10 protein-coding genes are annotated in these 13,420 nt (G+C 74.3%); 3 read left to right on the forward strand and 7 right to left on the reverse strand.

Annotated features, from left to right (window positions below; genetic code table 11):
* Positions 1-87: 87 nt before the first annotated feature.
* Positions 88-495, reverse strand: coding sequence for a hypothetical protein (locus tag OF117_RS03320; protein ID WP_263551363.1), 408 nt, complete (start codon positions 493-495; stop codon positions 88-90).
* Here OF117_RS03320 and OF117_RS03325 point away from each other — a divergent pair.
* Both OF117_RS03325 and OF117_RS03330 read left to right on the forward strand, forming a co-directional pair.
* Entirely contained in the window at positions 490-840 is a 351-nt protein-coding gene (locus tag OF117_RS03325) for a hypothetical protein (protein WP_263551364.1), read from the forward strand. The genes OF117_RS03320 and OF117_RS03325 overlap by 6 nt on opposite strands.
* Positions 841-1,057: 217 nt before the next feature.
* Positions 1,058-2,746 carry an alpha/beta hydrolase gene (locus OF117_RS03330; RefSeq protein WP_263551365.1) on the forward strand — a complete coding sequence of 563 codons (1,689 nt, stop codon included), beginning with the start codon at positions 1,058-1,060 and terminating at the stop codon, positions 2,744-2,746.
* An 11-nt stretch (positions 2,747-2,757) separates the two neighbouring features.
* Here the strand turns inward: OF117_RS03330 and OF117_RS03335 are convergent, their stop codons facing one another.
* From OF117_RS03335 to OF117_RS03350, 4 genes are all read right to left on the reverse strand, one after another.
* Positions 2,758-4,515 (reverse strand): ABC-F family ATP-binding cassette domain-containing protein, encoded by a 1,758-nt coding sequence (locus tag OF117_RS03335; RefSeq protein ID WP_263551366.1) that lies wholly within the window; start codon positions 4,513-4,515, stop codon positions 2,758-2,760.
* 372 nt (positions 4,516-4,887) lie between these two features.
* Complete coding sequence (locus tag OF117_RS03340) at positions 4,888-7,755, reverse strand: vitamin B12-dependent ribonucleotide reductase (protein ID WP_263551367.1); 2,868 nt, start codon at positions 7,753-7,755, stop codon at positions 4,888-4,890.
* A 90-nt stretch (positions 7,756-7,845) separates the two neighbouring features.
* Positions 7,846-8,412 carry a transcriptional regulator NrdR gene (gene nrdR / locus OF117_RS03345; protein ID WP_263551368.1) on the reverse strand — a complete coding sequence of 189 codons (567 nt, stop codon included), beginning with the start codon at positions 8,410-8,412 and terminating at the stop codon, positions 7,846-7,848.
* A gap of 1,639 nt (positions 8,413-10,051) precedes the next feature.
* Positions 10,052-10,297 (reverse strand): LysM peptidoglycan-binding domain-containing protein, encoded by a 246-nt coding sequence (locus OF117_RS03350; protein ID WP_263551369.1) that lies wholly within the window; start codon positions 10,295-10,297, stop codon positions 10,052-10,054.
* A gap of 448 nt (positions 10,298-10,745) precedes the next feature.
* Here OF117_RS03350 and lexA point away from each other — a divergent pair, with 448 nt between their 5' ends.
* Positions 10,746-11,534, forward strand: coding sequence for a transcriptional repressor LexA (gene lexA / locus OF117_RS03355; protein ID WP_263551370.1), 789 nt, complete (start codon positions 10,746-10,748; stop codon positions 11,532-11,534).
* Positions 11,535-11,651: 117 nt separating this feature from the next.
* Here the strand turns inward: lexA and OF117_RS03360 are convergent, their stop codons facing one another.
* Together OF117_RS03360 and OF117_RS03365 are read right to left on the reverse strand one after the other, a co-directional pair.
* Complete coding sequence (locus OF117_RS03360) at positions 11,652-12,722, reverse strand: esterase-like activity of phytase family protein (protein ID WP_263551371.1); 1,071 nt, start codon at positions 12,720-12,722, stop codon at positions 11,652-11,654.
* Positions 12,694-13,416 carry a phosphatase PAP2 family protein gene (locus OF117_RS03365; RefSeq protein ID WP_263551372.1) on the reverse strand — a complete coding sequence of 241 codons (723 nt, stop codon included), beginning with the start codon at positions 13,414-13,416 and terminating at the stop codon, positions 12,694-12,696. The genes OF117_RS03360 and OF117_RS03365 overlap by 29 nt, the downstream gene beginning before the upstream one ends.
* Positions 13,417-13,420 lie beyond the last annotated feature (4 nt).

The raw sequence follows: 13,420 nt of genomic DNA on the forward strand, positions 1-13,420 counted from the left end.
GCGCGGTCCGCACCGTTGCCGTCGGGCAGCCCGCCGGCCGGCGGCTGCCCGCTGGTCACGCCGCCGCGCCGCTCGCAACCGGTCTGCTCAGGCCCGGGCGGGCGCTCGGAAGTGCTCGCCGATCCGGTGGCGTCCGCGGCTCGGAGCCACGAAGTCGTGCGTGAAGGCAGCGGTCCCGAACTGCACGAACTCCCCCACGTGGGGATTCACCGGGCGCAGCGCCCAGGCGGCGGCGAACAGCAGCGCCGGAGGCACGTGCACGATGCGGGCCTCCCGACCCACCGCCCGGAAGGCGAGCCGGACGATGTCCTCGCGGGAGAGGGTCTCCGGACCGCCCGCCTCGATGGATGTGCCGGAGGGTGCCCCGAGGGCCTCGGCGCACGCCGCGGCGGCGTCCGCGGGGTGGATGGGGTTGGTGAGTCGCTCGCCCGGTCGGGCTACGCCGACCTCCACCGGTTCGGCATCGAACGGCGGCGCGCCGACCACCTGATGCACGCCGCGCAGGCGGCTCGCCGACTCGCCGCGTCGGCCGACGGCGACGCCGACCGGGCGCTGCCGGCGCTCCGGTCGGTCCGGGGGGTGGGCCCGTGGACCGCCGGCTGCCTGGCCACCTACACCTGGGGTGACCGGGACGCTGTCGTCGTCGGGGACGACGGGCTGCCCTCGGTCGTCGGCTGGGTGCTGGCTCGGGAGCCGGGGTGCGACGACGGCCGGATGCTGGAGCTGCTCGAGCCGTACCGGCCGCACCGCGCGCGGGTGATCCGGTTGGCCCTGCGCAGCGGTCTGCGCCCACCCCGTCGTGCTCCGCGGGGCGGACGTCACGACATCCGGCGCCGCTGACGGCGGCCGGTCGCCCGCGGCCACGCGGATCGACACTTCCTTCCACGGACCCGAGGCGGTGCCGCGTCCATGGTGTTCATGAACGACGGCGTGTAGCTTCGGGCAGCGCTGTCGACGCCGCTGCGAGCGCTCCGGCTACCGAGGTGAACGTCGGCATCAGGCGCCGAGATCAGGCGAATGGGCGACTCACCTCCACCCGAAGACCGCGGGAGCCCGCATGATCCGTCCCGAGCTGCCGCGCGGCCGCGTCCGCGTCGGACTCGCCACCATCGCCACGGCAGCGCTGAGCGCGCCCCTCCTCGCGCTGCCCGCCCACGCCGCTCCGTCGGCGAGCCCCTCCGCCGCTTCCGCGACCGGCGTGACCTGGGTGGACTGCCGGGACGGCTTCGAATGCGCGCGGGTGCCGGCCCCGCTGGACCACGGCGACCCGGACGGCGACCAGATCGGCATCTCGGTGATCCGGCTCCCCGCGGGAGCGCCCGAGCAGCGCATCGGCTCGCTGATGCTCAACCCGGGTGGCCCGGGCGGATCCGGCGTCGACTTCGTCCGCGCCGTGGCCAAGGTCCTGCCGCTGGAGCTGCGGTCGCGTTTCGACATCGTCGGGTTCGACCCCCGCGGGATCAACCTCAGCACGCCGCTGCGCTGCTTCGACACCTTCGAGCAGGCGATCACGCTCCTGCCGCCGTTCCCGTACCCGGACACCCCGGCCGAGGAGCGGGACCTGCGGGTGTCCGACGACGAACTGGCTGCCGCGTGTGCCCGCAACGGCGGCGCCATCCTCGACCACATGTCCACCGCCGACGTGGCCCGCGACATGGACCTGCTGCGGGAGGCGTTCGGCGACGAGAAGGTGAACTACCTCGGCTTCTCCTACGGCTCGGTGCTCGGCCAGCACTACGCCAACTTGTTCCCGTCGCGGGTCGGGGCCCTCGTCATCGACGGCGTGATCGACCCGGTCGCGTGGACCACGGGCCAGGGCGAGGAAGCCGGGACCACCCCGATCGGCACCCGCATCGGCAGCGCCGACGGCGCCGCGCGCAGCCTCGAGGAGTTCTTCCGGCTGTGCGACGAGGCCGGTGCGGAGTGCGCCTTCTCCGGGGACGCGAGCGGGCGGTACGCGGCCCTGGGCGAGCGGCTGCGCGGACACCCGGTCACCATCACCGACCCGGTCACCGGCGGGACGTTCACGATCACCTACAACGACCTGATCGCCGTCACGGTGGGTGCGCTGTACGCCCCGTTCATCTGGCCCGACCTCGCGTTCCTGCTCGCCGACCTCGAGCAGCTGCTCTCCCCGGCCGAGCTGGGGCACCGCGTGGCCGCGCTCCGCTCAGGCCTGGGGTTGGACGGCGCGGCGCAGGAGGAGTACCCGAACGTCGTGGAGGGCCCGCCCGGCGTCGCCTGCTCCGACAGCCTGAACCCGGCGTCCTTCTCGGCGTGGCAGTCGGCCGCCGACAGCGCCGAGGCCCGGTTCGGCCGGTTCGGCCGGTTGTGGAACTGGGCCAACAGCACATGCCGGTCGTGGCCGACCTCCGCCGGGCAGGACCGTTACCCGGGTCCGTGGACGGCGGAGACCTCGTCGCCCGTGCTGGTCGTCGGCAACCACTTCGACCCGGCGACCCCCTACCACGGGGCGGTGGCGGCCTCGGAACTGCTGCCCAACTCGCGGTTGCTGTCCTATGCGGGCTGGGGGCACACCGCGACCTTCGCCGCCGGCAACTTCTGCGTGGACAGCCATGTCACCGCGTACCTGGTGACCGGTGCGCTGCCCGCCGAAGGCACCGTCTGCGAGCCCGAGGGGTCACCGTTCGGACCGACATCGGCGGCAGCGGCCGAGGTCACGGCCGCCGCCCTGCACGCGGTGGCACTTCCCCAGGCGGTACGTCGCGCACTGCACGCCCGCTGAGCCCCCCAGGCTCACACCGTCGCCGGCCCGGGGGCGGAGGGCCCCGGGCCGGCGGGCCCCGCGCCGGTGACGACCTCGGGGGTCAGCTCGCGGTCACGCGACGAGGTCCGGCAGGGTCCGGCACCGTCGGCGCGGGCGGGGCATGCGAGCAGGTCGAGGCGTGGCCAGGGGGCCAGGTCCCGCTGCATCTGCCGGTCGTGGGTGGCGACGACGACCGCCGCCTCCGTGGCGTGCAGCGCGTCGGTGAGCTCGTCGACCAGCGCGATCGACAGGTGGTTGGTCGGCTCGTCCAGCAGCAGCACGTGCGGCCTCGCGGCCAGCGCCGTCGCCAGGTCCAGCCGCCGTCGCTGGCCCATCGACAGCTCCCGCACCGGCCGATGCAGATCGGACGGCCGGAACAGGCCGAGCCCGGACAGCTCGACCGTCTCGCCCTCGGCCACGGCCCCGGCGCGCACCAGCGCCCGCACGTGCGCGGCGAAGGCCTCCGCCGCCGAGGCCGCGTCGGCCCGCGGCGACTCCTGGCGGAGCAGCCGCGCCCGGGTCGTGCGGCCGCGGCGGACCTGGCCCCGGTCGGGCGCCAGCTCGCCGATCAGCACGGACAGCAGGGTGGACTTGCCGGCCCCGTTCGGACCGGCGATCACCAGCCGGGACCCGGACTCGATCACCACCGACACCGGGTGCCGCATCCGCCCGGTGACCAGCACGTCGTCGGCGACGACCAGCGGCACTCCCGGCCGGGCCGGCAGGTCGGGCATCCGGAACCGCAGCGGCGGCTGCGGCGCGGTCACCGCGTGCCGCTGCAGCTCGTCCTGCCGGCGGTGCACCGCACGCACCAGCGCGGGCGCGCGGGTGGCCCGCTGGTGTTTGCCGGTGCCCTTGTCCGGCCGCCAGCCGGTCACCAGCCGGTCCTGCGCCCGGGACAGGTCCTGCGTGAGTCGGGCGACCTCGGCCTGCTGCTGCTCGTACTCCACCTCCCAGCGCGCCAGCTCCGCGCGGCGCCCGGCCCGGTAGCCGGCGAAGCCGTCGCCGTAGGCGCGGGGGCGGCCGTCCCGGCCGGGGTCGAGATCCAGGATCGACGTGGCCACCTCGGTCAGCAGGGCCCGGTCGTGGCTGACCACGACCACCCCGCCGGGATGCGACCGCAGCCGGGCGGTGAGGAACTCCAGCCCGGCAGCGTCCAGGTGGTTCGTCGGTTCGTCGAGCAGCAGGAAGTCGTGCCCCGCGCCGAGCAGGCACGCGAGCCGCACCCGGTACCGCTGCCCGACCGACAGCTCGCGCAGCGGGCGGGACCGGTCGGTTACCGCACCCAGGCTCTCCAGCGCCACGTCGACGCGACGGTCGGCGTCCCAGGCGTCGAGGGCCTCCGCCGCCTCGAGGGCGGCCGCGAACTGGCGCTCCGCGCCGGGCGCGCCGTCGGCCAGGGCCGCGGTGCTCGCCTCCAGCGCGTGGAGCGCCGCCCGTGCGCCGGCGAGTTCCTGCGCCACCGCGCCGCCGACGGTGGCGCCGACCTCGACCGGCATCTCCTGCTCGACCACGCCGAGCGTGCCGATGCGGTGCACCGCGCCGCTGTCGGGCGCCAGCGTTCCGGCCAGGATCTGCAGCAGGGTGGACTTGCCGCGGCCGTTCTCGCCGACGACGCCCCACCGGGACCCCGGCGACACCGCCAGCGACACGCCGTCGAGCACGGCGCGGCCGGACCGCACGATGCGGACGTCGGCGGCGGACAGCTGGGCCCGCGCACGCGCGGGTGGGGGGATGGTGGTGACCACGCTCGTCCTCCGGACGGAGGCACGCACCCGCTCCGGAATCCGGGCGGGGAGTGCCCTTCGCTGCTGACCGGGCAGTCGCCAGGCCGATCCGCGGCGCGAAAGCGCGGCGGACCGTCCGGAGGTCGGCTCAGAGGAAGAGCAGCGGGGTCACGGGACCGACCATAGCAGCGTGTCGAGCCCGGCTCGGGACGTCGCGGAACACTCGCCGGCGGCTACGTCTCGGACGTCGAGACCCCGTGGCAGGGTGGCGCGTTCAGCAGTGCCGCCGATCCGGGCCGTGCATGTCCTCGCACGGCGCGACGCGGTGCGATGTCGACGAGCCCGCCGGGACATCCCGCGAGGATCCGCAGGACGCCCCGGCGAGCCCCGACATCAGCTGCAGCCGCTGGTGGAGCCGCAGCCCTCGCAGACGTAGCAGCTGCCGGCCGGGCGCATCTTCGTGCCGCAGGTCATGCACAGCGGCGCGTCGGTGGCCGTGCCGGTGACCAGCTCGAGGAGCTCGGCCGAGGAGTGGGCCTCCTTGACCGGCTTGTCGGCCTTGGGCTCGGGCCTGGCCGGGGCCTCGGTCGGCGCCGACCCGCGCAGCGCCTCCAGGTCGACCTCCTCCTCCTCGACGACCGTGCCGGTCGACGCGGAGGTGCCGTAGCCGGCCACCTGGGCGGCCCGCTCCTCGGCGGTGAAGATGCCGAGCGTCGCCCGCTTCTCCACCGGCAGGTGGTCGAGCGCCAGGCGGCGGAAGATGTAGTCCATCACCGACTGGGCGATCCGGATGTCCGGGTCGTCGGTCATGCCGGCCGGCTCGAACCGCATGTTGGTGAACTTCTGGATGTAGGTCTCCAGCGGCACACCGTGCTGCAGCGCGATCGACAGCGAGATGGAGAAGGCGTCCATCACGCCGGCCAGGGTCGAGCCCTGCTTGCCGAGCTTGAGGAACACCTCGCCGAGGCTGCCGTCCTCGTACATGCCCGCGGTCATGTAGCCCTCGGCGCCGGCCACGCTGAACGACGTCGTCACGCTGGTCCGCTTCTTCGGCAGCCGCTTGCGCACCGGGTGCGACAGCGCGGTCGGCGCGGCGGACGCCCCACCGGCTGCCTTCGCGTCGGCCTTCTTGGCCTTCGCGTCGGACAGCGGCTGGCCGACCTTGCAGTTGTCGCGGTAGATCGCCAGCGCCTTGAGGCCGAGCTTCCAACCCTGGAAGTAGATGTTCTCGACGTCCTCGACGGTGGCCGACTCCGGCATGTTGACCGTCTTGCTGATCGCCCCGGAGATGAACGGCTGCACCGCGGCCATCATCCGCACGTGGCCCATCGGCGAGATGGCCCGCTCCCCCATCGCGCAGTCGAACACCTCGTAGTGCTCCGGGCGCAGGCTCGGCGCGTCGACGACGTGCCCGTGCTCGGCGATGTACTCGACGATCGCCTCGATCTGCTCGCCCTGGTAGCCCAGGCTCTTGAGCGCCCGCGGCACGGTCTGGTTGACGATCTGCATGGACCCGCCGCCGACCAGCTTCTTGTACTTGACCAGCGAGAAGTCCGGCTCGATGCCGGTCGTGTCGCAGTCCATCATGAAACCGATGGTCCCGGTGGGGGCCAGCACGGAGGCCTGCGCGTTGCGCCAGCCGTTCTCGGCGCCGATCTCGAGGCACTCCTGCCACTGCGCGGTCGCGGCCTTTAGCACGTCGGCATCGTCCGCGGCGACCGGCCGGATCGCGTCGTTGGCCGCAGCGTGCTTGCGCATCACCCGGGCGTGCGCGTCGGCGTTGCGGGCGAAGCCGTCGTACGGGCCGACGATGCCGGCCAGCTCGGCCGACCGGCGGTAGGCGGTGCCGGTCATCAGCGAGGTGATCGCCGCGGCCAGGGTCTGGCCGCCGCGCGAGTCGTAGGCGTGCCCGGTGGCCATGAGCAGCGCCCCGAGGTTGGCGTAGCCGATGCCCAGCTGGCGGTAGGCCCGGGTGGTCTCGCCGATGGGCTCGGTCGGGAAGTCGGCGAAGCAGATGGAGATGTCCATCGCCGTGATGACCAGCTCGACGGCCTTGACGAAGGTCTTCGCGTCGAACGTGCCGTCGTCCTTGAGGAACTTGAGCAGGTTCAGCGAGGCCAGGTTGCACGAGCTGTTGTCGAGGCTCATGTACTCCGAGCACGGGTTGGATGCGTTGATCCGGCCGGTCTCGGGGTTGGTGTGCCAGTCGTTGATCGTGTCGTCGTACTGGATGCCGGGGTCGGCGCACTCCCACGCGGCCTGGGTGACCTTGCGGAAGAGGCTCTTCGCGTCGACGGTCTCGATGACCGAGCCGTCGAGGCGGGCGCGCAGGCCGAACTCCGCGGCGTCCTCCACCGCGCGCATGAACTCGTCGGAGACACGGACCGAGTTGTTGGCGTTCTGGTACTGGACGCTGGTGATGTCCTTGCCGCCGAGGTCCATGTCGTAGCCGGCGTCGCGCAACGCGCGGATCTTGTCCTCCTCGCGCGCCTTGGTCTCGATGAACTCCTCGATGTCGGGGTGGTCGATGTCGAGGACGACCATCTTCGCCGCCCGCCGGGTGGCGCCGCCGGACTTGATCGTCCCGGCGGAGGCGTCGGCGCCGCGCATGAAGCTGACCGGGCCGGACGCGGTGCCTCCGGAGGAGAGCAGCTCCTTGGACGAGCGGATCCGGGAGAGGTTCAGGCCGGCGCCGGAGCCGCCCTTGAAGATCAGCCCCTCCTCCCGGTACCAGTTGAGGATCGAGTCCATGGTGTCGTCGACGGCGAGGATGAAGCAGGCGCTGACCTGCTGCGGCGCGCTCGTGCCGACGTTGAACCACACGGGGCTGTTGAAGCTGAAGTACTGGTGCAGCAGCATCCAGGCCAGCTCGTGCTCGAAGATCTCCGCGTCACCCTCGGTGGCGAAGTAGCCGTACTCGCGCCCGGCCTGCCCGTAGGCGAGCACCACCCGGTCGATCAGCTGGCGCAGGCTGTTCTCCCGCTGGGGCGTGCCGACGGCGCCGCGGAAGTACTTCGTGGTGACGATGTTGGTGGCGTTGATGCTCCACTCGGCGGGGAACTCCACGCCGCGTTGCTCGAAGTTGATCGAGCCGTCGCGCCAGTTCGTCATGACGACGTCCCGCCGCTCCCAGGCGACCTCGTCGTACGGGTGCACCCCGGCGGTCGTGAAGACCCGCTTGACCTTCAGGCCCTTCCCCCGGGTCGGCGCCTTGGTGGCCCGCCGCGTGCGGCCCGTCAGGCGATCCTCGGTCTCGGTCACGGAGCTCTCCCTCGTGTGGTGTCCGGCGGCTGGGGAAGAGCCGCAGTCCGGTGCTGCTCGGTCGTGTGTATCGGGTGGTGCTGACAGTTCTCAGGTGCCGGCCGCGCCGCCGGTGGAGGCGGGCTGGCCGCGCCCGCCGCCCCGGCGGCGGACGACCGGTGGGGTGTCCTGCATGCCCGGGAGCGGCGGGGTCCCTGCGGCCACGTGCCGGGCCCGCAGTTCGCCGATCTCCTTCTCGAAGTCCTCCAGCGAGGTGAAGGCGCGGTAGACGCTGGCGAAGCGGAGGTACGCGACCTCGTCCAGCTCCCGCAGCGGGCGCAGGATGGCCAGCCCCACCTCGTGGCTGGGGACCTCCGCCACTCCGGTGGCCCGGATGGCGTCCTCCACCTGTTGGGCCAGCTGCTGCAGCCGGTCCTCGTCCACCGGCCGGCCCTGGCAGGCGCGGCGGACGCCTGCGACGACCTTGGCGCGGTTGAACGGCTCGCTGACCCCGCTGCGCTTGACGACCGCGAGCACCGCCTCCTCCACCGTGGTGAACCGGCGGTTGCAGCGCGGGCACGAGCGCCGGCGACGGGTGGTGGCGCCCTCGTCGGCCTCCCGCGAGTCGATGACCCGGCTGTCGGCGTTGTGGCAGAACGGGCACCGCACCCGGATCACCTCCCTCCTGCGTCGTCCATCCGGCGTCGCGCTGTCGGATCTCCGTCGGGGTCGTTCTCTGTGGAGCTCCCTGGGGACATCCGGTGGACTCCCGGGGGACGGGTTGAGGACGGCCTGTGGACGGACTTACAGCGGTGGAACTACTAGATGTAGGGGGAGCCTAGGCACGCGAACACAACATGTGCAAGCCGATGGCGGCGTGTCCTGTTCCCGGGCGACACGGCGGTGACCAGGCGGAACGCTCCGTCACAACAGTCACGGCCGCGCCGCCCCGGCGCGCCGGACGACGGGGCCGGGCGTTGCACGACCAGGGCCCGGCTGCAGCGACCGCTCGACGGCCGCGGTGGCACGGCCCAGCCGTGGAGGGGACCGGACGGCGATCACTGTCGGACGGCGGCTGCCATCGAACGCGGAGGGGAGCCGTCCCAGGACCGCACCCGGGGACCACGCCGCCCGAGCGGTCAGACGCCGCTGAGCAGTTCCCGGCGGGGACGGCGGGAGGCGCCGAGGGCCTCCTCGAGGCGCATGGGGCGGGTCAGCCACTCCGGCTCCCCCTGTCCGCCGGCGGCCCGCTCGGCCGACGCTCGACTGCGGGGCTCTGCGGACGTTTCCCGCGCCGACGGCTCGGAGGACCGGCGGGACGGCGCGTCCGCGCCGGGACGTGCCTCCTCCGCCGCGGGGACTGCGGACAGCACGCCCGTGTCGGCCGCCCGGTGCCGGCCGGCCGCCGCGTCCGGCGCGCGGTGCCGGCCGGACGGGGCGGTCAGCCCGGCAAGGCGGTCGGCGCCCGGGAGGGACACGCGCCCGGCGGCGCGCCGCTCGGTCGACGCCGCCTCACCGCGCTCCGACCCGATGGGTTCGGGAGCCCGCCGGCGGCCTCCGGTGCGCGCCGTCGGCATTCCGCCCCGCGCCGACCTGTCGTCGCGGACCAGCGGGAGCTGCTGCGTGGCCACCGGGTCGACCGCCTCGACGGGAGCGACCGCCGCCACGGCGACCGCCCGGAGGGGCCGTCCGGCCGGTCCGCCCGCTGTGGCGTGCCGTCCGCGCGTCGACGCGGCCGAGGGTGGGGCGCCGGGCGGAGGGGCGCCCGCGGACCGGACCGCATGCGCCACCACGGTGGACGGGCCGACGGGACACGCGGCCGGCGGGGCTGCCGGCGCCGGCAGCGCCGGGGCGACGGCGGTCGGTGCCGGCTGCGCAGCGGTGCCGACTGCGCTCCGGGAACGCGCGGCCGGTGGCCGCGCCTCCGCGGGTCGCCGCTCGGGCAGGCGCAGAGTGGCCAGGTCGGTCCACGCGGTCTCCTCGACGCCGCCCAGCACGACGCGGACCCACACCTGGCAGGCACCGCTGTTGTCGTGCCGCCAGCCGAGAAGGGAGCCCGGCCACCAAGCGCCTTGCTGGTAGACCTCCACGTCCTGGGGCTCGCTGGTGAACACCGCTGCTCGACCTTCGCTGACGTCCGGCACGGGAAGGACGCTACGTCCGCGACCGTGCACAGAGGGTGAGGACTGCCGGACTGAGGGTTGACGAAGTCGGACGGGGACGTTGGGACGTCTTGCCCTGGCGGTGAGCCGCCCGGCGCGGAGCGGCGCGTACGCCGCCGCACCGCCGATCCGAGCGCGGCATACCCGTCGGCGCCTCAGGGCAGGTGCAGCACCTGGCCGGGGACCACGCGACCGCCATCGAGCCCGTTCAACAGCTGGATGGCGTCGACCACCGTCCGCACGTCGGACGAGCCGCCCGCCGAGCGGGCGATCGACCAGACCGTGTCACCCGGCTGCACCACCACGCTCTGCCCGCCGGCCAGGCGGAGCGCACCCCCGGAACCGGGCAGCGCCTCCAGCACCAGGGCGCCCGCACCGACGCAGGCCGCCGCCGCGAGCACGGCGACGAGCCGGCGCCCGCGTGCGGTCAGCCGCAGCGGCGGAGCGGGCTCCGGGTGGGCACGGACTCCCCGCGGGTGGCCGGCCGGCCGACTGCTCGGAGTGCGCCAGCCCGCGGCGGTCGGGCGTCGCTCCGCGCGGCCGGCCGTGCGACGTGTGGCGGACGGCGGACGGCGCGACCCGCCGGCGGCCTCCGCCGCGCCCCCTGGCCGACTTCCGCCCGTGCATCCGCCGACATCGTCTCCGACCCTCACGACCACCCTCCCTTGATCGAACACGCGTTCGATACGAACGCACGTTCGATGTCTACCGCACGGCGCCGACAACCACCACCAGGCGTGGCAGGACTTCGAACACGTGTTTGAAACGGCGGGTGGAAACGGCTACTGTCCGGTTCAGGCGGAGGCGCCGGTGCACGGCGCCGTCCGATGGCCGGGACGAGGAGGAGCCGTGGCGAGGACGAGCGGGACACCGGGCGGAGGGCGGTCCTCGGGCGACGACGGGACGGCCGACCGGGAGCCGGTCGAGGCCCCCGCAGCGAGCGGCTCGGTGCGCGCCTTCCCCGACCGGGAAGGTGGCGGAGACGGGCTGACCCAGCGGCAGCGGCGGGTGCTCGAGGTCATCCACGACTCGATCGAACGTCGGGGGTATCCGCCCTCGGTGCGGGAGATCGGCGAGGCGGTCGGCCTCTCCTCGGCATCCTCGGTCGCGCACCAGCTCTCCGTGCTGCAGCGGAAGGGATGGCTGCGGCGCGACCCCAACCGCCCGCGCGCGCTGGACGTCCGGCTGCCCGGCGACGCGGCACCGCGCACGGCCCCCGCGCCCGCCGAGGTCGCCGGTGTGCCCGATGCGGCGGGTGGACCCGCGCCGACCTACGTCCCGCTGGTCGGTCGGATCGCGGCCGGCGGCCCGGTCCTGGCCGAGCAGGCCGTGGAGGACGTCTTCCCGCTCCCCCGGGAGCTGGTCGGCGACGGCACTCTGTTCATGCTCCGGGTAGCGGGCGACTCGATGGTGGACGCGGCCATCTGTGACGGCGACTGGGTGGTCGTGCGACAGCAGCCCACGGCGGAGAACGGCGAGATCGTCGCCGCGATGATCGACGGCGAAGCGACCGTCAAGACCTACAAGCGCCGGGACGGCAAGGTGTGGCTGCTGCCGCACAACCCTGCCTTCGAGCCGATCCCCGGCGACGAGGCCACGATCCTCGGCCGGGTCGTCACGGTGCTGCGCCGGGTCTGATCGGGGAGCAGGACCGCCGGGTCGGCGGCCCGGCCCCGGCGGCACAGGTCCCGGCGGCACAGGTCCCGGCGGCACAGGTCCCGGCGGCCCAGGTCCCGGTGGCCCAGCCCCGTCAGCTCAGTCCCGGCGGCGCCGGAGGCCGGCGAGCCAGAGGACCACCGTCGCCACCAGGACCGCGATCGCACCCGAGAGCAGCGGTGACCGCCCGCCGTCGCCGAAGGTCCCGGCATCCGGTCCGGCCGCCGTCAGCGCCTCGGCGATCGGCTCCAGCGCCGCCTCGGTGGGCACCACCAGCACCTCGGCGGGCAGCCCCTCACCGGCGACGACCAGCTGCCGGTCGTCGGCCGCGAAGCTGACGGCCTCCCCCTGCGGCGAGGCCGGCAGCGGGACACGGACGGGCGTGCCGTCCAGCGCACCGGGCACGTCGGACCCGGAGAGCGGCCACACGTAGGCGTCGGTGTAGGTGCGCAGGGCCAGCAGGCGGCCGTCACCGGACACCGCTCCCCCGGTGACCATGAGCTGGCCAGAGGTTCCGACCGGCCCGCCGGGGGTGCCCGTCACGGTCAGGGTCACCGCGGCGACCCGGGTCAGGCCCACCGTGCCGCCGTCGACCAGGGCCGCCTCGGGCCGGTACACGCCCGATGCCCCCAGCGGGTCCTTGGTCACGAGGTAGGGCGTCCCGTCGGGCGCGAGCAGCAGCGCCTCGGCGTCGTGCGGGCCGTCCGGGTAGCTCAGCCGGTGGACAGCGGTGGATCCGTCCGGTCGCAGGGCCAGCAGCGCGACGGTGGCCCGCTCGCGCCGATTGTCGCCGACATCGGCGATCCAGACGGTGCCGTCCGCGGCGAGGGCCAGGTCCTCGGGGTCGTACGGGTCAACGGGCGACGACCGCTCCTCGACCACGCGACACCCCGTGTCGAGCACCTGCACCGCGAGCGAGTCGCCGCCGTCGTTGACCGCCAGCAGCCGGTCCCCGACGACGACCAGGCCGGACAGCTCGTGAAGCCGCGCGTCGGTGATCCGGCAGAGCTCCGTCGCGCCGGCCGCGGCGGAGCCGGCGGTCACCGGGGCGGCGGAGCCGGCGGACGCGGCGCTCGTGGGGAGCGCGGTGCAGGCGCCCACGAGAAGCACGCCGGCGGCCGCCAGGGGCAGCCGGACGCCGCTACGTGGGCTGCCGGACCGCTCGGTCACGCACCCAGCGTGACAGGAAGGCTGCGTCGAGTGTGTGAACCACGCCCAGCAGCAACACACCGACGGCCGCCCCCACAACCGCGTCGGTGACCCAGTGGAAGTCCAGCGACACCATCGCCAGCCCGGTGATCACCGGGCCGACGACGCTCAGCCACCAGAAGGTGCGCTGCACCCGGGGCGCCAGGCGGAACTCGACGGCTTGCCAGCGAGCCACGCCCCACATCAGCACCGCGTTGGCCACGTGCCCGGAGGGGTACGACGTCCCCTCGGCGGTGAACAGGAACGAGCCGGGGAACGCCGGTGCGGTGCGCCCGGTGCCGTGCTTGATGGCGTACACGGCGACCGTGAGCAGCGCGAGGGCGACCAGCACGCGCACCAGCGGCAGCCAGCTGCGCCGTCGCCAGGCGAGCCACCCGACGAGCACGGCCAGCACGACGAGGATGGTGACCCGGCCACCCACCTGGGTCACCGCCCAGACGGCGGGATAGGCCGGCGACTCCTGCAGCCCCCAGTCGCTGACGACCTCGGAGACGCGCAGGTCCGCCCGCTCCAGGGGCCCGCGGCCGAGCAGGTCGACGGTGACCAGGACCGCGGTCACCAGGGCAGCACCCAGCAGCCACCACGGCGGCCGGCCGGCCGACACCACGCGCTCGTGCTGCCGGTGGCCCGATTGCTCGACCACGGCACTGGACACGGGC

The organism is Geodermatophilus sp. YIM 151500, assembly GCF_025716945.1.
GTDB lineage: Bacteria > Actinomycetota > Actinomycetes > Mycobacteriales > Geodermatophilaceae > YIM-151500.